This window comes from Streptomyces roseirectus, from assembly GCF_014489635.1.
Classification (GTDB): domain Bacteria; phylum Actinomycetota; class Actinomycetes; order Streptomycetales; family Streptomycetaceae; genus Streptomyces; species Streptomyces roseirectus.
In genome coordinates, this window is sequence record NZ_CP060828.1 from 2493950 (window position 1) to 2514207 (window position 20258).

A 20258-nucleotide genomic window follows, 5' to 3' on the forward strand; every position below is an offset into this window, starting at 1 on the left:
GGCCGACGCCCCTTACCTGTGACGCCTACCGGTCAGACCGGTGAGCGTCCCTGCTCATGATCAGCTGCAGCCGCTGGTCGAGCCGCAGCCCTCGCAGATGTAGCAGGAGCCGGCGCGCTGCATCTTGGTGCCGCAGGAGAAGCAGAGCGGAGCGTCGGCCTGGATGCCGAGTTGCATCTCGACCAGTTCCGCACTGGTGTGCGCCTGCTTGGGGGCGGGCACGGCGACCGGGGCGGCCACGGGCGGGGCGGTCACCGGGGCCGACTGGAGCGGGGCGGACTGGGCCAGACCCTCGACGTCGACCTCGTCCTCGACGGGCTCGTACGAGCCCGTCTCCAGGTGGCGCTGGCGCTCCTCGGCGGAGTGGATGCCGAGCGCGGAGCGGGTCTCGAAGGGCAGGAAGTCCAGCGCCAGGCGGCGGAAGATGTAGTCGACGATGGACTGGGCCATCCGCACGTCCGGGTCGTCGGTCATGCCGGCCGGCTCGAAGCGCATGTTGGTGAACTTCGAGACGTACGTCTCCAGGGGCACGCCGTACTGGAGGCCGACGGAGACCGCGATGGAGAAGGCGTCCATCATGCCCGCGAGGGTGGAGCCCTGCTTGGACATCTTCAGGAAGACCTCGCCCAGGCCGTCGTCGGGGTAGGAGTTGGCCGTCATGTAGCCCTCGGCGCCGCCGACCGTGAAGGACGTGGTGATGCCGGGGCGGCCCTTGGGGAGGCGCTTGCGGACCGGGCGGTACTCGATGACCTTCTCGACGGCCTCGCGGATCGCCGCCTCGGTCTTCTCGGTGACCTCGGCCTTCTCGTCCTTGTCGGACTTGGTCTTCGCGGAGAGGGGCTGGCCGACCTTGCAGTTGTCGCGGTAGATCGCGAGCGCCTTGACGCCGAGCTTCCACGCCTCGAAGTAGATCTCCTCGACCTCCTCGACGGTCGCCGTCTCCGGCATGTTGACCGTCTTGGAGATGGCGCCCGAGATCCAGGGCTGGATCGCGGCCATCATCCGGACGTGGCCCATCGGGGAGATGGCGCGCTCGCCCATGGCGCAGTCGAAGACCTCGTAGTGCTCCGGCTTGAGGCTCGGGGCGTCGATCACGTTGCCGTGCTCGGAGATGTGGGCGACGATCGCCTCGATCTGCTCCTCCTGGTAACCCAGGCGGCGCAGGGCCTGCGGGACGGTGCCGTTGACGATCTGCATCGAGCCGCCGCCGACGAGCTTCTTGAACTTGACCAGGGCGAGGTCGGGCTCGACGCCGGTGGTGTCGCAGGACATCGCGAGACCGATGGTGCCGGTCGGCGCGAGGACGGACGCCTGGGCGTTACGGAAACCGTTCTGCTTGCCGAGCCGCAGGACGTCCTGCCATGCCTCCGTGGCGGCGGCCCAGACGGGGGTGTCCAGGTCGTCCATGGTGGTGGCGGCGCCGTTGGCGTCCGCGTGCTGCTTCATGACGCGGTTGTGGGCGTCGGCATTGCGCGCGTAGCCGTCGTAGGGGCCGACGACGGCGGCGAGCTCGGCGGAGCGGCGGTAGGCCGTACCGGTCATCAGGGAGGTGATGGAACCGGCGAGGGCGCGGCCGCCGTCGGAGTCGTACGCGTGGCCGGTCGCCATCAGGAGGGCGCCGAGGTTGGCGTAGCCGATGCCGAGCTGGCGGAAGGCGCGGGTGTTCTCGCCGATCTTCTGGGTGGGGAAGTCGGCGAAGCAGATGGAGATGTCCATCGCGGTGATGACCAGCTCGACGACCTGCTGGAAGCGCTCGGTCTCGAAGGACTGGTTGCCCTTGCCGTCGTCCTTGAGGAACTTCATCAGGTTCAGCGAGGCGAGGTTGCAGGACGTGTTGTCCAGGTGCATGTACTCGCTGCACGGGTTCGACGCGGTGATCCGGCCGGACTCGGGGCAGGTGTGCCAGTGGTTGATCACGCCGTCGTACTGGATGCCCGGGTCGGCGCACGCCCACGCGGCCTCGGCGAGCTTGCGGAACAGCGCCTTGGCGTCGACCTTCTCGATGACCTCGCCGGTCAGGCGCGCGCGCAGGCCGAACTCGGTGCCGTTCTCGACGGCCGTCATGAACTCGTCGTTCACGCGCACGCTGTTGTTGGCGTTCTGGTACTGGACCGACGTGATGTCGTCGCCGCCGAGGTCCATGTCGAAGCCCGCGTCGCGCAGGGCTCGGATCTTCTCCTCCTCCTTGACCTTGGTGGCGATGAAGTCCTCGACGTCCGGGTGGTCGACGTCCAGGACGACCATCTTGGCCGCGCGGCGGGTGGCGCCGCCGGACTTGATGGTGCCGGCCGAGGCGTCGGCGCCGCGCATGAAGGAGACCGGGCCCGAGGCGTTGCCGCCGGAGGAGAGGAGTTCCTTGGAGGAGCGGATGCGCGAGAGGTTCAGGCCGGCGCCGGAGCCGCCCTTGAAGATCATGCCCTCTTCCTTGTACCAGTCGAGAATCGACTCCATGGAGTCGTCGACGGCCAGGATGAAGCAGGCGGAGACCTGCTGGGGCTGCGGGGTGCCGACGTTGAACCAGACGGGGCTGTTGAAGCTGAAGATCTGGTGCAGGAGGGCGTACGCCAGTTCGTGCTCGAAGATCTCGGCGTCGGCGGGGGAGGCGAAGTACTTGTTGTCCTCGCCGGCCTTCGTGTAGGTCTTCACGATGCGGTCGATCAGCTGCTTGAGGCTGACCTCGCGCTGCGGGGTGCCGACCGCTCCGCGGAAGTACTTGCTGGTGACGATGTTGACCGCGTTCACCGACCAGAAGTCGGGGAACTCGACGCCACGCTGCTCGAAGTTGACCGAGCCGTCGCGCCAGTTGGTCATGACGACGTCACGGCGCTCCCAGGCCACCTCGTCGTACGGGTGCACGCCGGGGGTGGTGTGGATGCGCTCGATACGCAGGCCCTTCGTGGCCTTGGCGCCCTTGGCTCGGGAACCTCGTGCCGGACCGCTCGCCGTCTCTGTCATGCCGCCTCCCTGGTACAGGCAAAAACGCCCAGAAATGCCACGTTGTTCCCGTGACACAGTGTGATTTCTGAAGTTGCGGGCACAACGCTCTACCGCCCGCAACAGGTCTCTTCCTCGCCGCCGTCCGGCCGGTCCCGGCCCTCGGATCAGTCGGCGGTACGCGCGGGTTGGGGCACGTGCGCGGCCCCGGTCCCGCCGTCTTCCTCCAGGCTCCCTGGGGCGGCTCCCTCGCGGACGTCGTCGTCCGCGCGCGGGGGCGCCGTCTCTTCCCTGAGTTCCGCGATCGCGGCCTCGAAGTCCTCCAGCGAGTCGAACGCCCGGTAGACCGAGGCGAATCGCAGGTAGGCGACGAGGTCCAGCTCCTGCAGCGGGCCGAGTATGGCCAGGCCCACGTCATGGGTGGTCAGCTCGGCGCTTCCGGTGGCCCGTACCGCCTCCTCGACCCGCTGGCCGAGCTGGGCGAGGGCGTCCTCGGTGACAGGCCGTCCCTGGCACGCCTTGCGCACGCCGTTGATGACCTTGGTGCGGCTGAAGGGTTCGGTGACTCCGGAGCGCTTGATCACCATCAGTGAGCAGGTCTCCACCGTCGTGAAACGACGGGAGCAGTCAGGGCACTGACGGCGTCTGCGGATCGACGTGCCGTCGTCGGTCGTACGGCTGTCGACCACACGGCTGTCGGGGTGCCTGCAGAAGGGGCAGTGCATGGATTCCCAACCCTCCTCACAGCAGACTCGATCAGCTTCACGGGCCCCTCGGGCCTCACGAAGCAGCCCCCAGCATAGGCGATCCCCGGGGGTGCGAAGACACCGGACACCACAACTTCTGGGCCACTGCTTCAATCCAACCACTACATGTGGGGATTGACGCACAAACACATGCCGTTCCCGCGTGTCGCACCGATACGGGACATGCGGAGATTGCGTGAGCGCCGCACGGAGGAGAGGTGGGACTCGGGGCGCGGCCCCCGCCGGGCGGGACGGCGGCTGGCAGACTGACACGACAGCGCACGGAGCCACCGAACACGGCGTGAGCTATACACCTGGACTCATGATCAAGTCCAACTCTTCGGAGTTTTTCACTCGAACGTGTGTTTGGCGCAACCTTTCGAAAGCAACTACCGTTGTCAAGCAGGGAGACCATCGAGAGGGGCCGCCGTGACCACCACCGCAGACAGTGCCACCATCAGCGCCCAGGGCCGGCTCGACCCGGTGCACGCGATGAACGAAGCCACCAGTCCCGAGGGGCACAAGCGCTCCCTGCCGGGCCGACCTCCGGGCATCCGGGCGGACAGCTCGGGCCTGACCGACCGGCAACGCCGGGTGATCGAGGTCATCAGGGACTCCGTGCAACGGCGCGGATATCCACCGTCCATGCGCGAGATCGGCCAGGCGGTCGGCCTGTCGAGCACGTCCTCGGTGGCGCACCAGCTGATGGCGCTGGAGCGCAAGGGCTTCCTGCGCCGCGACCCGCACCGCCCGCGCGCGTACGAGGTGCGCGGCTCCGACCAGTCGGTCGCCGTGCAGCCGACGGACACCGCGGGCAAGCCCGCCGCGTCGTACGTCCCGCTGGTCGGCCGGATCGCCGCCGGCGGCCCGATCCTCGCGGAGGAGTCCGTCGAGGACGTCTTCCCGCTGCCCCGCCAGCTCGTGGGCGACGGTGAGCTGTTCGTGCTGAAGGTCGTCGGCGACTCGATGATCGAGGCCGCGATCTGTGACGGCGACTGGGTCACCGTCCGCCGTCAGCCCGTCGCCGAGAACGGTGACATCGTCGCCGCGATGCTCGACGGCGAGGCGACCGTCAAGCGCTTCAAGCGCGAGGACGGCCATGTGTGGCTGCTTCCGCACAACGCCGCGTACGAGCCGATCCCCGGTGACGACGCGACGATCCTCGGCAAGGTGGTGGCCGTACTGCGCCGCGTCTGACGACGCCTGCGGTCGGCCCGCCCTGTTGACTGGGCCCCGGGATCCCTGCGCCGGTTCCGGGGCCCTGTGTTGTGTCCGGGGGCTGCGTTGTGTCCGCCGGGGCTTGCGTTGTGCCTGGGGGCTTGAGGGCCGCCTCAGAGGGCTCCCGCTGACGGCGTACCGCGGCTCCAGGGGGCGAGCTTCCGGCTCGCCCCCTTCTTCACGTCCTCAGGCCCTTCAGGCCCTCAAGGGTGCGCTCCCTCACGCCCCCGCCTGCTTCGCCGTCGCGTCGATCGCCGCGAGCGACCTGCGGACCTGGTTGCGGTCCGTCGTGTACCAGAAGTCGGGCATGGACGCCTTCAGGTAGCTCCCGTAGCGCGCGGTGGCGAGGCGCTGGTCCAGGACGGCGACGACGCCCCGGTCGCCCGTGGCGCGGACGAGACGGCCGGCGCCCTGGGCCATGAGGAGCGCGGCGTGGGTGGCGGCCACGGACATGAAGCCGTTGCCCCCGGACTCCTCGACCTTCTTCTGCCGGGCGCTCATCAGCGGGTCGTCCGGACGGGGGAACGGGATCTTGTCCATGACGACGAGCTGACAGCTCGGTCCCGGCACGTCCACGCCCTGCCAGAGCGACAGCGTGCCGAAGAGGCACGTCTTCGGGTCCGCCGCGAAGTTCTTGATCAACTCGCCCAGCGTCTCCTCGCCCTGGAGGAGGATCGGGAACTCGGGGATGCGCGCGCGCAGCTCCTCGGCGGCGAGCTGCGCGCCGCGCATCGAGGAGAACAGCCCGAGGGTGCGGCCGCCCGCCGCCTGGATCAGCTCGGTCAGCTCGTCCAGCATGTCCGCGCGGTCACCGTCGCGCGCGGGGCGCGCCAGGTGCTTGGCGACGTACAGGATGCCCTGCTTGGGGTAGTCGAACGGCGAGCCGACGTCGACGCCCTTCCACTGCGGCAGGTCCTCGCCCTCGACCCCCTCCGGGGCGAGCCCGAGGGACGCGCCCACGCCGTTGAAGTCGCCGCCCAGCTTGAGCGTGGCGGAGGCCAGGACGACCGAGCGGTCCGCGAACAGCTTCTCCCTCAGGAGGCCCGACACGGACATCGGGGCGACGCGCAGTGACGCGCCGAAGCGGTCGTGGCGCTCGTACCAGACGACGTCGTACTCGGAGGCCGCCACGATCCGCTCCGCCACACCGTGGACCGTCTCCACGGACGCGAGCGCCTGTTTGCGGACCGCGTCCTCGTCCTGGACGGACTTGTCGCGGGTCGTGCCGAGCGCGGAGACGACCGCACGGCCGGCGTCACGTAGGGCCATCAGCGCGTAGTTGAGGTCTTCCGGGATCTCTTCGAGCCGTCCCGGCAGGGCCAGTTCCATCAGCCGTTCGAAGCCCTCGGCCGCCGTCTGGAGCTGGTCGGCGACCTTCTCGTCGACCAGTTTCGCGGCACGTCGCACCGCCCGGTTGACCTGCCCCGGGGTCAGCTCGCCGGTGGCGACGCCGGTGACGCGGGAGACCAGTTCGTGCGCCTCGTCGACGATCAGGACCTCGTGCTGCGGGAGGACCGGGGCGCCCTCGATGGCGTCGATCGCGAGCAGCGCGTGGTTGGTGACGACGACCTCGGCGAGCTTGGCGCGCTCGCGGGCCGTCTCGGCGAAGCACTCCGCGCCGTACGCGCACTTCGAGGCTCCCAGGCACTCGCGCGAGGAGACCGACACCTGCGCCCACGCGCGGTCGGAGACGCCCGGCGTGAGGTCGTCGCGGTCACCGGACTCCGTCTCGTCCGACCAGTCGCGCAGGCGCAGCAGGTCCTGGCCCAGCTTGCTGCTCGGGGCCGCCGCCTCGAACTGGTCGAACAGGCCCTCCTCCTCGTCCTGCGGCACGCCCTCGTGCAGCCGGTGCAGGCACAGGTAGTTCGATCTGCCCTTGAGCATCGCGAACTCCGGGCGGCGGCGCAGGAGGGGGTGCAGCGCGTCCACCGTGCGCGGGAGGTCGCGTTCCACGAGCTGGCGCTGGAGGGCGAGGGTGGCGGTCGCGACCACCACCCGCTCTCCGTGCGCGAGCGCGGGCACGAGGTACCCCAGCGACTTTCCGGTGCCGGTGCCGGCCTGTACCAGCAGATGGGAGCCGTCGTCGATCGCCTCCGCGACGGCTTCGGCCATGGACACCTGACCTGGGCGCTCCGTGCCGCCGACGGCGGCGACGGCGGCATGCAGGAGTTCGGGGAGAGAGGGCTTCGTCATAGCGCGACCACCCTACGGCTCGGGACTGACAATCGTGTGGTCGAAGGGGAAGGGAGGGGTGGGAGGGAGAGGCGGAGGAGGGGAGCGGGAGGGGGCAGAGGAGGGCGGATCAGAAATAAGTCGGGCGGGCAGGGAACTCGGACGGCACACGAAGCGTCACTATGAGTAACCATCGAATCTCGGAATCTCGTAGGGGTAGAGAGTGAGTCGGTCCCGGATCATGAGCGCGGCTCGTTTGGACAGCAGGTCGACCTCGGCGACGAAGTCGAAGCCCGCCTTGCGGAAGACGCGGCGGGAGGAAGCGTTACGGACGTCGGGCTCGCCGACGACCTGGCGACAGGCGGGGCGCTTGTCGAGGACGAGTTCGGTGACGGCCCGCAGCAGAATCCCGCCCACTCCCCTCCCCCGGTCCTCCGGGGCGCCGATGAGGAGGTGGATGCCGGTGTCCTGAGGCAGGGCCGGGTAGTAGCGGGCCAGTTGGTCGAGGTCCGCCCGGTAGATCTCCCAGTAGCTCATGGGCGTGCCGTTCAGCACCCCCAGGCAGGGCACGCTGCGGCCGTCGCCGTGGAGCTGGACGCGGATGTGCCGCGTGGTCCGGATCTCGGGGCCCGCCAGGTCCCAGTAGGCCGCGACGGCGGGGTCGTTCATCCAGCGGGCGACCAGGGGGATGCCGAGGTCGAACGTCACGGGGACGAGTTCGAAGATCCCCAGATGGCACAGGACGGGTCCCCAGCCGGCGACCCCGTCCAGGAGGTCTTCGGTGACATCGCGGTCGGCGTGGCCCTTCGTGGTCGACACGGGACCGCTCCTTTCAGGAGGCAGATAACGGATGGCAGACAGGGTTCGTGGAGCCGGCGAACGGGCTCAGAGCGCGAGGGGGTTGGGGACGGTGACGTAGACGGACTGGGTGTCCACGGGGCCGACGAGTTCGTCGAGGCCGTGCAGCCGGGTCAGCAGGTTGGCCTTGCAGCGCAGGACGGGCGAGTCGAGCAGCCGGGCGGGCAGGGAGCTGCGCATCCGGCGGGGTCCGGCGGCGGCCGCTTCGAGGAAGCGGCGGAAGGCGGCGAGCAACAGGCGTTCGTCGGCGAGGCGTTCGGCGCCGAACGCGCCGATCAGGCCGAACACGTTGTTGATCCCGAGGTAGTAGGCGAAGCGTTCGTCGGTGACCTCGTCGGAGACGAACGTGTCGCTCGCCTCACCGATGCCGGGCAGCCGGGCGTCGAGTTCCGGGCGCCGGGACTCGCGGAAGTAGTAGCCCTGGTTGTCCCGGTACCGGCCGCCCGCGGGCCAGCCCTCGGCGTCCAGCAGCAGGAGCGTGTTCTGCTGATGCGCCTCCAGGGCGATCCCCGCCTCCCCGTCGAGCCACAGCACCGGGCGGACGACATGGTCGAGGTAGCGCAGGAACCACTCGACGGACACGGCATCTCGCGGGCGCGCGGTGCGGGAGGCGAGGCGGTCGATGAGCGTCGCGAGGCGAGAACGGAGAGGGCTCATGGGTGGGTCGGGGATCGGGCGGCGGGCGCTGGGGAGGTGCGCCGAGGCAGGTCGGCGGGGGGCCGCCGAGGCGTACGGGTCGAGGGGCGCCGGGGCGTACGGGCCGGGATCCGCCGAGGTGTGCGGGCCGAGGCTCGCCGGGACGTACGGGCCCAGGTCCGCCGGGGCGTGCGGGCGGGGCGAGAGCAGGCCGGCGATGCACGAGACGTCGTCCGAGGGGGCGAAGGGGTTGTGCCGGATCACCACGTCCAGGCCGGTCACCGGACGGCCGTCGTGGTCGTCGACGGCCAGCCACGCCGGGTCGCGGACGATGTCGAAGGAGGGATGGGCCGCGTGCCACTGCCGGGCAAGGCCGGTGCGCAGCAGCCGGTGCACCTCGACGCCCCGGTGGAGTTCCTTGCGCAGGTTCTCCCGGCGGGAGTTGGTGATGCGCAGGGCCAGCGACAGCTTGAGCATCGCGGGGGCGCCGGAGCGGTGGACGGTGCGGACGGAGGAGGTGGGGTGCCAGGACGGACCGTACGGGCCGAGGTCCCTCAACAGTCCGGCGTCGAACAGGGCGGCGGCCTCGGGGCGGTGCCGGATCTCGCGCAGTTGCCAGGGGTGCAGCGGGAGGGCGGCGTGTCCGTCGGGCAACGGGAGCCCGGGGCCGGCGAGGCGGGCGGTCAGTCGCTGCGCGGGGACCGGGCGTCCGCTCTCGGTCCAGGCGGAGTCGGCGGCCAGGACGGCGGGGGCTACGGCCAGCCAGTGGAGGGGGAAAGAGCCGTGGGACTCGGGCGAGTAGCGGCGGGCTTCGGTGTCGGTCAAGCCCTCCCGGCTCTTCGGGGTCGGGTGCAGGGGGTGGCCCAGGAGGAGGGACTGCTCGGCGGCGAGGAACAGGTCGGGAGCGGTGGGCGCGGAGACGGCCGTCCGCGCGCGGTGCTCGGTGAGGAACAGGGTCGTGCGACGGAGGGAGTCGGCGACGCGGGTGACGAGGTCGGAGGTGTCGGGAGAGGGCGAGGTCGCCGGACCCCCGGCCGCCGGGGTTTCGCGGGCCGCCTGTGCCTGCGCCTCGCGGGCCAGCAGCGCGGCGACGGTGATCGCGTCGAGCGGCGGGGACGGTTCGGGGACGCCGGCGAGCGAAGGGGCGCCGAAGCGGTGCAGGCCGGTCGGGGACCAGTGGTGGACGGGGGCGATGAGGGTGAGGCCGCTGGACGGGAGCGGGATACGCAGGTGGCCGGCGTCGGGCGGCGGTACGGAGGTCTCGCGGACCCAGCAGCGGAGAAGGTTCTCCGTGGCGGCGGCCTGGGCCAGGGTGTGGGGGGTGGTGACCTGGTGAGGAGTGTCGGTGTGCACGGGGGTTCCTCGTGGGGGTGGGTGACCCGTGGGGTGGCGGGCGTGAGGGGGGCTGGGGCTGTGGGGTGGTCAAGCGGGGCCGGTGGGGCGTCCGGTCGGTCGGCTGCCGTCGTCCGCGCGTTCTGGTCCGTCGTCCGACTGGTCGTCGGGCGGTTGGTTTTCCCGGTCCGGCAACTGGCGCTGCTGAGGAGCTGGTTGCCGTCCTCGAGCGGGCGACCATCGGCGCGGGCTGTGCTGGGCGGGCACCGTGAGGTGGCCCGTGGGGTCGCGGGTGACCGCCGCGACCGCGTCGGCGAAGCGGTCGAGCACGGCCGTCGCCTGGTCATCGGTGATCGTGAGGGGCGGGAGGAGGCGCACGACACTCTGGTGCCGTCCGCCGAGTTCGACGATCAACCCCCGGTCCAGGCAGGCGCGTTGGACGGCGGCGGCGAAGGCGGGGGCGGCCGGGCGCGGGGCGGGTGCGGGGTCGGCGGGCGGGCGCGGGCCGCGGGCGGTGGAGCCTGGGGCGGTCAGCTGCGCACCGGAGGGCGCCGGGTGCGCGCCGGAGGAGGCCGGGTGCGCGCCGGAGGGCGCCGGAGTCGAGGTGGGAACGCCGGTGCCGGAAACGGCCTGCGGCGAGCTCTCCGGGTCGACCATCTCGACGCCGATCATGAGGCCCCGGCCGCGTACGTCGCCGAGGTGCGGGAACTCCCCGGCGAGGGCGCGGAGCCGGCCGAGCATACGGGCGCCGAGGCCGGCCGCGTGGTCGGCGAGGCGATGTTCGCGGACGTGGGCGAGGGTGGCGGTGCCGGCGGCCATGGCGAGCTGGTTGCCGCGAAAGGTGCCCGCGTGGGCGCCGGGTTCCCACAGGTCGAGGTCGTCCCGGTAGACGACGACCGCAAGGGGCAGGCTGCCGCCGATCGCCTTGGAGAGGACCATCACGTCGGGGGTGATCCCACTGTGCTCGACGGCCCAGAAGGCGCCGGTGCGGCCGACGCCGGTCTGGATCTCGTCGGCGATCAGGGGGATGGAGCGGTCGGCGGTGATCTGCCGCATGCGGCGCAGCCAGCCGTCCGGCGCGGGGATCACCCCGCCCTCGCCCTGTACGGGCTCCAGGATCATGCAGGCCGGGCCGGGCACGCCCGACTTGGGGTCGTCGAGGACCGACTCGGCCCAGCGGGCGGCGAGTTCGGCCCCGCGCTCACCGCCGACGCCGTAGGGGCAGCGGTAGTCGTACGGATAGGGCAGGCGCGTCACGCGGACGTCGGAGGCGTGGCCGGACGCCTCGGCGGCGCCGGCGGTCATGCCGTGGTAGGCGCCGGTGAACGCCAGGACCCCGGTGCGGCCGGTGGCGGTGCGGGCCAGTTTGAGCGCGGCCTCCACGGCGTCCGTCCCGGCGGGACCGCAGAACTGCACGCGCGCGTGGTCAGCGAGTCCGGGCGGCAGCGTGCGGAACAGCTCGGTGACGAAGGCGTCCTTCACCGGCGTCGCGAGGTCGAGCGCGTGCAGCGGGGCACCGGAGTCGAGCACCTTGCGGATCGCTTCGAGGACGACGGGGTGGTTGTGCCCGAGCGCGAGCGCCCCCGCGCCGGACAGGCAGTCGAGGTAGCGCCGTCCGTCAGCGCCCTCGATGGTCAGCCCGCGCGCCCGCACCGGCACGATCGGCAGGGACCGCGCGTAGGTCCGGGCCGCGGACTCCCGCGCGGACTGCCGTCGCAGGATCCCCTCGTACAGGCTCCGCCCGTCATCATCCGCCCCGGCGCTCCCGTCGCCTTCGCGCGCCCCGGAGCGCGCTGTCTCGCGCTCCTCCGCCGCCCCGCTCACCGCCACGGCTCCCCGCCTTCCCCTCGCCCGGGAAGGGGCCTTGAAGAACCCGGCCCCCAGGGCTACCAACCCCGCTTCGGCCTGCGGGTTACGGCCTGGGCGGAGATCGTCAGGGCGCCGGAAGGGCGCACGGCACCGGCCGTCCGCGCAGAGCCCTTCGTACGACTGACAGGAACCGTTTTTCCGGCTAACTGCCCTGTTCAGGCAGCTCGTAGCGAAACCGTTGCCGTTCCCACGGAAGTCCCCCACAGCGAGCGCATATCGTGTGTTGCCGTTCCACACAGCCGCGAGGTCGGCCCGAACTCGCCGTTCAAACGGCCGATTTCACGATTTCGCGCCAAGTTCTCAGCACACAGGGGGAGTTCAGACCATGCCATCCATACGGCCGCCGTTCACCGCTCGTCGAGGCAGGAGGGCGCGCCGGGGCTCCTCCCCCGCCTTGTCCGCGCTCGCCCTGGTCTCGGTGCTCGCGCTCACCGCCACCGCGTGCGACGGCGGCGACGACCAGGCGAGCGGTTCCCCGTCGGCGTCCGCCGCCGAGAGCGACGGCGGGAAGGTCCAGCTCCCGTCCGACCTGGTGGACCGGCTCAGGCAGCACGGCATCGACCTCGACAAGTGGAAGAACGGCGCCTGGAAGAACTGGGACAAGAACGACTGGCTGCGCGAGGCGCAGGACTTCATCAACCCGATCATCGAGGGCCTGTGGGACCCGGACCGGATGCGGGACGCCCAGGACCCGGACCGGGGTGTCGACGACAGCGACCTCGCGGGCGACCAGGGCGTGACGGACCCGGAGCCGGCGCCGGTCGACGCGAAGACGGTGCCGGCGAAGTACCACGCGAACGTGCCCGAGGCGGGCAAGCTGCTGTTCGACTCCCCCGAGGGCTCGATGGTCTGCTCGGCGACGGTCGTGCAGGACCCGGCGCACCCCGGCAAGTCCAACCTGGTGTGGACGGCCGGCCACTGCGTGCACGCGGGCAAGAACGGCGGCTGGTACCGCAACATCGCGTTCGTCCCGTCGTACAACGACAGCGCGATGGCGACGTCCGCGCTGCAGAGCGCGACGCGTGAGCAGGTGGCCCCGTACGGCGTGTGGTGGGGCGACTGGGCGCAGACCTCGCAGCAGTGGATCGCGCAGGGCGGTCCGACGGGCGGCGACGGCGCGCCGTACGACTTCGCGGTCATCCACGTGACCCCGGAGAAGGGCGGCTCCGGCAAGTCGCTGGAGGAGACCGTCGGCGGGGCGCTGCCGGTGGACTTCGCGGCCCCGGCCGTCGCGGACGTCGCAAGCATCACGGCGACGGGTTACCCGGCGGCGGAGCCGTTCGACGGGCAGAAGCTGTACCAGTGCGCGGACAAGCCGGGCCGGCTCTCGCTGTCCACGGCGGACCCGACGATGTACCGGATCGGCTGCACGATGACGGGCGGCTCGTCCGGCGGCGGCTGGATCGCGAAGGGCGCCGACGGCAAGCCGGCGCTGGTGTCCAACACGTCGATCGGCCCGGCCACGTCCGGCTGGCTCGCGGGACCGCGCCTGGGTGAGGTCGCCAAGGGCGTGTACGAGTCGGTGAGCAAGAAGTCCGCAGGTCAGTGACGCGCCGAAGCGCCGCCCCCGCGTGTGAGGGGGCGGCGCTTCGGCGTATCCGCGCTCTCCGCGTCAGGCCGCCGGCGTCGGCACGTACGGCGCGAGTTCCGCGGCCAGCTCCTCGTGGACCCGGGCCTTGAGCAGCGTGCCCTCCACAAGGTGCTCGGCGGAGATCACCTCGCCCTCGGTGTGGGCGCGCGCGACCAGCTTGCCGTGCGTGTACGGCACGAGCGCCTCGACCTCGACGGACGGTCTCGGCAGCTCGTCGTCGATCAGCGCGAGCAGCTCGGCGATGCCCTCGCCGGTGCGCGCGGAGACCGCGATGGAGCGCTTCTCGATCCGCAGCAGCCGCTGGAGCGTGAGCGGGTCGGCGGCGTCCGCCTTGTTGATGACGACGATCTCGGGGACGGCGGTGGCGCCGATGTCCGTGATCACCTCGCGGACGGCGGCCAGCTGCTCCTCCGGGGCGGGGTGCGAGCCGTCCACGACATGGATGATCAGGTCGGACTCGCCGACCTCCTCCATGGTGGAGCGGAACGCCTCGACCAGGTGGTGCGGCAGGTGCCGGACGAAGCCGACCGTGTCCGCCAGGGTGTAGAGGCGCCCGCTCGGGGTCTCCGCACGGCGGACGGTCGGGTCCAGGGTCGCGAACAGGGCGTTCTCGACCAGGACGCCCGCGCCCGTGAGCCGGTTGAGCAGCGAGGACTTGCCGGCGTTGGTGTAGCCCGCGATGGCGACGGACGGCACCTTGTGGCGCTTGCGCTCCTGGCGCTTGATCTCGCGGCCGGTCTTCATCTCCGCGATCTCCCGGCGCATCTTCGCCATCTTCTCGCGGATCCGGCGCCGGTCCGTCTCGATCTTGGTCTCACCGGGGCCTCGGGTGGCGAGGCCGCCGCCCTTGCCGCCGCCCATCTGCCGGGACAACGACTGACCCCAGCCGCGCAGCCTCGGCAGCATGTACTGCATCTGCGCGAGCGCGACCTGCGCCTTGCCCTCACGGGACTTGGCGTGCTGGGCGAAGATGTCAAGGATCAGGGCCGTACGGTCGATGACCTTGACCTTGACGACGTCTTCGAGGGCGATCAGCTGGCCGGGGCTCAGCTCGCCGTCGCAGATCACCGTGTCGGCGCCGCTCTCCAGGACGATGTCGCGCAGTTCCTGGGCCTTACCGGAGCCGATGAAGGTGGCGGCGTCGGGCTTGTCGCGGCGCTGGACCAGGCCGTCGAGCACGAACGCGCCGGCCGTCTCGGCGAGGGCCGCGAGTTCCGCGAGGGAGTTCTCCGCGTCCAGCGCGGTGCCGGTGGTCCAGACGCCGACGAGGACGACCCGCTCCAGCCGCAGCTGGCGGTACTCGACCTCGGTGACGTCCTCGAGCTCGGTGGAGAGGCCCGCCACGCGGCGCAGGGCCGCGCGCTCGGAGCGGTCGAACTGGTCGCCGTCCCGCTCCTCGTCGATCGTGTGGCTCCAGGCGACGTCCTCTTCCATCAGGGCATCGGCCCGAAGACCGTCGGCATAGGAGTGCGCGGCGCGCTGGGTGTCCTGGGAAGGGGAAGAAGAGGAGGTCATTGGTTCCTTACGTCGTCGAAGATGCCGCTAGGGCGCCTGTCACCCTGCTCAACGCACGAGCCGCGCGGAAGATTCCCGCGTTGTCGGCCGTACCTCGCCGGCCCGAAAATGGTCGCACGGCCCACCCCGGCTCGTCACCGGCTTATCGCGGGCACGTCCAGCCGTGCGGCTCCCTGGGGGTGTCAGGGCCCGCCGGGGCGGTCCGCGCCGCTCGGACGTCGTACGCGCGGTACCTCCCCAGGCGGGCCCGCGCGGTCAGGGCCGCCCGTGCCGTGCCGCCAGCTTCGTCTTGGCCGGGGCCTGGGACGTCCAGTCCGGGTGGCCCGGCATCGGCGGGGTCGTCGTGCTGTAGAGCCAGGCGTCGAAGAAGGCGGTGAGGTCGCGGCCGGAGACGCGTTCGGCGAGGCGGACGAAGTCGGCGGTGCTCGCCACGCCGTCGCGGTGGCCGGTCACCCAGGCTCGCTCCAGGCGCTCGAACGCCGGGCGGCCGATCACCTCGCGCAGCGCGAACAGGACGAGGGCGGCGCCGTCGTAGACGACCGGGCGGAAGATGCTGATCTTCTGGCCGGGCTCGGGGCCCTTGGGGAGCGCGGGCGGGCCGCCGGCCGCGCGCCAGCGGTCGGACGCCCCGTACGCGGCCTTCATGCGCGCCTCCAGCGTGCGGCCCGCCCGCTCCTCGGCGTACAGGGCCTCGTACCAGGTGGCGTGCCCTTCGTTGAGCCACAGGTCGGACCACGTGCGCGGGCTGACGCTGTCGCCGAACCACTGGTGCGCGAGCTCGTGGACCATGATCGACTCGACGTACCAGGCGGGGTAACCGGGCTCGGTGAACAGGCCCTTCTCGAACAGCGACAGGGTCTGCGTCTCCAGCTCGAACCCGGTGCTGACGTCCGCCATGAGCAGGCCGTACGTCTCGAACGGGTACGCCCCGACCTTCGACTCCATCCAGGAGATCTGGTCCGGCGTCTTCGCCAGCCACGGCTCCAGGACGTCGCGGTCCTTCACGGGGACGACGTCCCGGACGGGCAGTCGGTGCGGCCCCTCGCGGCGCAGGACGGCCGAGCGGCCGATGGAGACCTGGGTCAGCTCGGTCGCCATGGGGTGCTGCGTGCGGTACGTCCATGTCGTCGCCCCGCGCGCGCGGTCGACGCCCGTGGGGAGGCCGTTGGCGACGGCGGTGTAGCCGTCGGGGGCGGTCACCCTGATGGTGAACATCGCCTTGTCGGAGGGGTGGTCGTTGCACGGGAACACCAGGTGTCCGGCGTCCGCCTGGTTGGCCATCGCGAGTCCGTCGGAGGTCCGCACCCAGCCGCCCTCGCCGTCCTCGGGGGGCACCGGGTCGCTCGTGTGCCGGACGGTGATCCGCGTCCAGCTGCCCTCCGGAAGGGCGCGCGCGGGGGTGACCACGAGGTCGTCGCCCACGCGCGCGTAGGACGCCGGTTCGCCGTCGACCTCCACCGCGTCGACGTCGCCGTGCGCGAAGTCCAGGTTGACCCGCTCCAGCCGTTGCGTCGTCCAGGCGTCGATCGTCGTCACCGCGCGCAGGGGCTTGTCGTTGCTGCCCGGGTAGGTGAAGTCCAGGTCGTACGAGGCGACGTCGTAGCCGGGGTTGCCGAGGTACGGGAACAGGCGGTCCCCGACGCCCAGTTGCTCGGGGGGCGCGCTCGCGGCGACGAGGCACAGGGAGATCGCGGAGGCGAGGAGGGCCGTCCTGGCGAGGCGGCGGGCTCTGGGGCGGCCGGGGGCGTCGGTCGAGGGGCCGGCGGTCACCGGGGCTTCGGGGCCGGCGGTCACGGGAGCTTCGGTTCGGGCGCTGCGCAGCATGCCCCACGGCTACCAGCGCCCGCGTGCCCCGCGGTGCCGACTCGCGTCCGGCCCACCCGAACGTGTTGCCCGGGTGGGCCGAGTTGCCGGGAACGGGTGTCCCGCGCGCGTGGGCTTGCCGGAGCCGGGGGCGGCCGAGCGCGCGTGGGGTGCCGAACCGGTGTCCCACACGTGCGTGCCCGTCAGCCCGTGCCGTTCGAGGCGCCGCCCTCCGCGCGCGTGCCCCTCAGTGCGTCTCCGCGTGGTGCTGGGCCCGGCTCACGTCGTACACGCCAGGAACGTTTCTCATCGCCCGCATGAGGGTGGGCAGCCGGGCCGCGTCGGGGAGTTCGATCGTGTAGGTGTGCCGGACACGCTGCTGGGACGGCGGTTCGACGGTGGCCGAGACGATCTCGGCGCCCTCCAGGGCCATCGCCTCGGTGAGGTCGGCCAGGAGGTGCGGGCGGCCGAACGATTCCGCTACGAGGGTGACGCGGCACTCGGTGGAGTCGCCCCAGTGGACGTCGGCCTCGGGCCGCCCGGCACTGCGCATGCGCGCGACGGCGGCGCACCCGACCCGGTGGACGGTGACCACGCCCCCGCGCACGGCGAACCCGGTGACCTCGTCGGCGGGTACGGGCGTACAGCACCCGGCGAGCCGCGCGCGGGCGTCCGGCCGTCCGACGACGGAGAGCGCGCTGCCCGCGCGCGGGGTGGACGACGGATGCGGCAGGGGCCCGTCGGAGCCGCGCCGGCCGCCGCGTTCCCGCAGGGCTGCCTCCTGGTCGTCCCCCGGAGTGTCCTGGCCGTCCGAGGGGTGGGTGGACAGCCAGCGCTGGATGGCGATCCGGGCGGCGGGGGTGTGGGCGTGCTCCAGCCACTCCTTGGAGGGCTCCGAGGCGGGGTCCTGGCCCATCAGGAGCTGGACGGTGTCCCCGTCCCGCAGAACGGTGCTGAGGGTCGCCAGGCGGCCGTTCACGCGGGCTCCGATGCAGGCGTGCGCGTCCTCGCCGTACTGGGCGTAGGCGGCGTCGACGCACGTGGCCCCGTCGGGCAGGCCGAGCGTGCCGCCGTCGGGGCGGAAGACGGTGATCTCACGGTCCTGGGCCAGGTCCTCGCGCAGGGTCGACCAGAAGGTGTCCGGGTCGGGCGCGGCCTCCTGCCAGTCGAGGAGGCGCGAGAGCCAGCCGGGCCGGGTCGGGTCGACGCGCTCGTCGCTCGCGGCCTGTTCCTCGGCGGGGGTCGCGTACGGGTTCCCGAGGGCGACGACGCCGGCCTCGGCGACCTTGTGCATCTGGTGCGTGCGGATGAGGACTTCGGCGACCTGGCCGTCCTCGCGCGCGACCGCCGTGTGCAGCGACTGGTAGAGGTTGAACTTCGGTACGGCGATGAAGTCCTTGAACTCCGAGACGACGGGCGTCATGCAGGTGTGCAGTTCGCCCAGGACGGCGTAGCAGTCGGCGTCCTCGTTGACGAGCACCAGGAGCCGTCCGAAGTCCGAGCCGCGCATGCTGCCGCGTTTTCGGGCGAAGCGGTGGACGGAGACGAAGTGCCGTGGCCTGATGTGGATCTCGGCCTGGATGCCGGCCTCGCGCAGGACGGCGCGCATGCTCTCGGCCGTCTCGGCGAGCGGGTCGTCCGCGCGGGAGGTGTTGGCGATGATCAGCTCGCGTGTGTGCGCGTACTCCTCGGGGTGGAGAATCGCGAAGACCAGGTCCTCCAGCTCGGTCTTCAGCGCCTGTACGCCCAGGCGTTCGGCGAGCGGGATGAGGACGTCCCGGGTGACCTTGGCGATGCGCGCCTGTTTCTCGGGGCGCATGACGCCGAGGGTGCGCATGTTGTGCAGCCGGTCGGCGAGTTTGATCGACATCACGCGCACGTCGCTGCCGGTGGCGACGAGCATCTTGCGGAACGTCTCGGGCTCGGCGGCGGCCCCGTAGTCGACCTTCTCCAGCTTGGTGACGCCGTCGACGAGGTAACGAACCTCCTCGCCGAACTGTTCCCGCACCTGGTCGAGCGTCACATCGGTGTCCTCGACGGTGTCGTGGAGCAGGGACGCCGTCAAGGTCGTCGTCTCGGCGCCGAGTTCGGCGAGGATCAGGGTCACCGCGAGGGGGTGGGTGATGTACGGCTCGCCGCTCTTGCGCATCTGGCCGCGGTGCGAGGACTCGGCGAGCACGTACGCGCGGCGCAGTGGTTCGAGGTCGGCCTCGGGGTGGTGGGCGCGATGGGCCTCGACGACGTGGCTGATCGCGTCGGGCAGGCGGCCTCTGGTGGCCGGCCCCAGGAAGGCGGCGCGGCCCAGCCTGCGCAGGTCGATACGGGGGCGGTTGCGCCATCGGGGGACGGCGGGCACCACCGGGCCTGGGGTCGCGGGATTAGTCGCCTCCGCACTCATGGGCACCTCCGGCTGCGTGGACCGGCGGACGAGTGCCCCAGGGCGGACACGGCTCGGGGACTGGTTGCGGTCTCCCGTCCGGGCCGGTGCTTGATGCTACCGAGCCCACCATGTGCCGCTGACCGCCTCTCGCCGAGCGTGAAACGGATCACCCATTCGAGCGACCTCGATGGGGTTGACTGTTTCAAGCCATCATGGCTGATGCATGTCGCGTATTCCTCCTTCCGGAGTACGCGAAAGGGGCGCACCCGTACGGTGACGGGCCGCCCCTGCCTGCGATGTGAAGCCACTACACCGCGCGCCGGACGACGTCTTCCAGCCACCCGGATTCGATCGTTCCTTCGGCGACGATCACGGCGGGGCCGGTCATCTCGATCTCCCCGTCGGGCCGTTCGGTGATCACGAGGCGTCCGCCGGGCACGTCCACGGTGTACGTGACGGGGGTTCCGGTGGCGGCCGGGTCGGCGCCGTCCCTGCGCGCGGTGGCCACGGCGACGGCGCACGCGCCCGTGCCGCACGAGCGGGTCTCTCCGGAGCCTCGCTCGTGCACCCGCAGGGCGACGTGCCGGGGGCCCCGGTCGACGACGAACTCGACGTTGACGCCGTCCGGGTAGGCCGCGGCGGGGCTGACAGGCGGCGCGGTGAACAGGTCGCCCGCGTGCGCGAGGTCGTCGACGAAGGCGACCGCGTGCGGGTTGCCCATGTTGACGTTGCGCGCGGGCCAGCTGCGCTCGCCGACGGTCACCTCGACATCGCCCTCGGGGAGGCGGGCGCGGCCCATGCCGACCGTGACGTCGCCCTCCTTGTCGATGTGGACGGTCTTGACGCCCCCGCGCGTGGCGACCGCGAGGTCGCCCTCCTCGACGTGGCCGGCGTGCTGGAGGTAGCGCGCGAACACGCGCACGCCGTTGCCGCACATCTCCGCCACCGAGCCGTCGCCGTTGCGGTAGTCCATGAACCACTCGGCCTCGGCCGCCATCGCGCGCGCCTCGGGGTGCGCCGCGGACCGCACGACGTGCAGCAGCCCGTCGCCGCCGATGCCCGCGCGGCGGTCGCACAGGGCGGCCACGGCGGCGGGCGGGAGGTCCAGGGCGTTGTCCGGGTCCGGGACGATCACGAAGTCGTTCTCGGTCCCGTGCCCCTTGAGGAAGGCGATGCGCGTGCTCATTCCTCGATCGTACGGCGC

12 protein-coding genes are annotated in these 20258 nt (G+C 71.7%); 2 read left to right on the plus strand and 10 right to left on the minus strand.

Annotated features, from left to right (window positions below; translation table 11 throughout):
• Window positions 1-60: 60 nt before the first annotated feature.
• Window positions 61-2955, minus strand: a complete 2895-nt coding sequence (locus tag IAG44_RS10170) for a vitamin B12-dependent ribonucleotide reductase (RefSeq protein ID WP_187746813.1) — start codon at window positions 2953-2955, stop codon at window positions 61-63.
• Window positions 2956-3101: 146 nt separating this feature from the next.
• A complete protein-coding gene (gene nrdR, locus IAG44_RS10175; protein ID WP_187746814.1) occupies window positions 3102-3659 on the minus strand; it encodes a transcriptional regulator NrdR in 558 nt (185 codons plus the stop codon).
• Window positions 3660-4109: 450 nt separating this feature from the next.
• Between nrdR and lexA the strand changes: the two genes are divergently transcribed.
• Window positions 4110-4877, plus strand: a complete 768-nt coding sequence (gene lexA / locus IAG44_RS10180; RefSeq protein WP_187746815.1) for a transcriptional repressor LexA — start codon at window positions 4110-4112, stop codon at window positions 4875-4877.
• Between the two features lie 240 nt (window positions 4878-5117).
• On the opposite strand, the gene IAG44_RS10185 is transcribed toward lexA, so the two are convergent.
• The 4 genes from IAG44_RS10185 to IAG44_RS10200 form a co-directional block, all read right to left on the minus strand.
• Window positions 5118-7091 carry an ATP-dependent DNA helicase gene (locus IAG44_RS10185; RefSeq protein WP_187746816.1) on the minus strand — a complete coding sequence of 658 codons (1974 nt, stop codon included), beginning with the start codon at window positions 7089-7091 and terminating at the stop codon, window positions 5118-5120.
• A 159-nt stretch (window positions 7092-7250) separates the two neighbouring features.
• The gene (locus IAG44_RS10190; RefSeq protein WP_187746817.1) at window positions 7251-7889 is read right to left on the minus strand and encodes a GNAT family N-acetyltransferase; all 639 of its coding nucleotides are present in this window, start codon (window positions 7887-7889) and stop codon (window positions 7251-7253) included.
• 66 nt (window positions 7890-7955) lie between these two features.
• The gene (locus tag IAG44_RS10195; protein ID WP_187746818.1) at window positions 7956-9917 is read right to left on the minus strand and encodes an IucA/IucC family protein; all 1962 of its coding nucleotides are present in this window, start codon (window positions 9915-9917) and stop codon (window positions 7956-7958) included.
• A 69-nt stretch (window positions 9918-9986) separates the two neighbouring features.
• The gene (locus IAG44_RS10200) at window positions 9987-11726 is read right to left on the minus strand and encodes a diaminobutyrate--2-oxoglutarate transaminase family protein (protein WP_425508434.1); all 1740 of its coding nucleotides are present in this window, start codon (window positions 11724-11726) and stop codon (window positions 9987-9989) included.
• A 364-nt stretch (window positions 11727-12090) separates the two neighbouring features.
• Here IAG44_RS10200 and IAG44_RS10205 point away from each other — a divergent pair, with 364 nt between their 5' ends.
• Window positions 12091-13314: a trypsin-like serine peptidase gene (locus IAG44_RS10205; protein ID WP_187746820.1), complete on the plus strand. Its 1224-nt coding sequence runs from the start codon at window positions 12091-12093 to the stop codon at window positions 13312-13314.
• A gap of 63 nt (window positions 13315-13377) precedes the next feature.
• Here IAG44_RS10205 and hflX read toward each other — a convergent pair whose 3' ends face one another.
• From hflX to dapF, 4 genes are all read right to left on the minus strand, one after another.
• On the minus strand, window positions 13378-14871 hold the full coding sequence (gene hflX, locus IAG44_RS10210; protein ID WP_187746821.1) for a GTPase HflX: 1494 nt from the start codon (window positions 14869-14871) through the stop codon (window positions 13378-13380).
• Window positions 14872-15126: 255 nt separating this feature from the next.
• Window positions 15127-16695, minus strand: a complete 1569-nt coding sequence (locus IAG44_RS10215) for a M1 family metallopeptidase (RefSeq protein ID WP_187746822.1) — start codon at window positions 16693-16695, stop codon at window positions 15127-15129.
• 226 nt (window positions 16696-16921) lie between these two features.
• Window positions 16922-19072: a RelA/SpoT family protein gene (locus IAG44_RS10220; protein WP_187746823.1), complete on the minus strand. Its 2151-nt coding sequence runs from the start codon at window positions 19070-19072 to the stop codon at window positions 16922-16924.
• 289 nt (window positions 19073-19361) lie between these two features.
• A complete protein-coding gene (gene dapF / locus IAG44_RS10225) occupies window positions 19362-20240 on the minus strand; it encodes a diaminopimelate epimerase (RefSeq protein ID WP_187746824.1) in 879 nt (292 codons plus the stop codon).
• Window positions 20241-20258 lie beyond the last annotated feature (18 nt).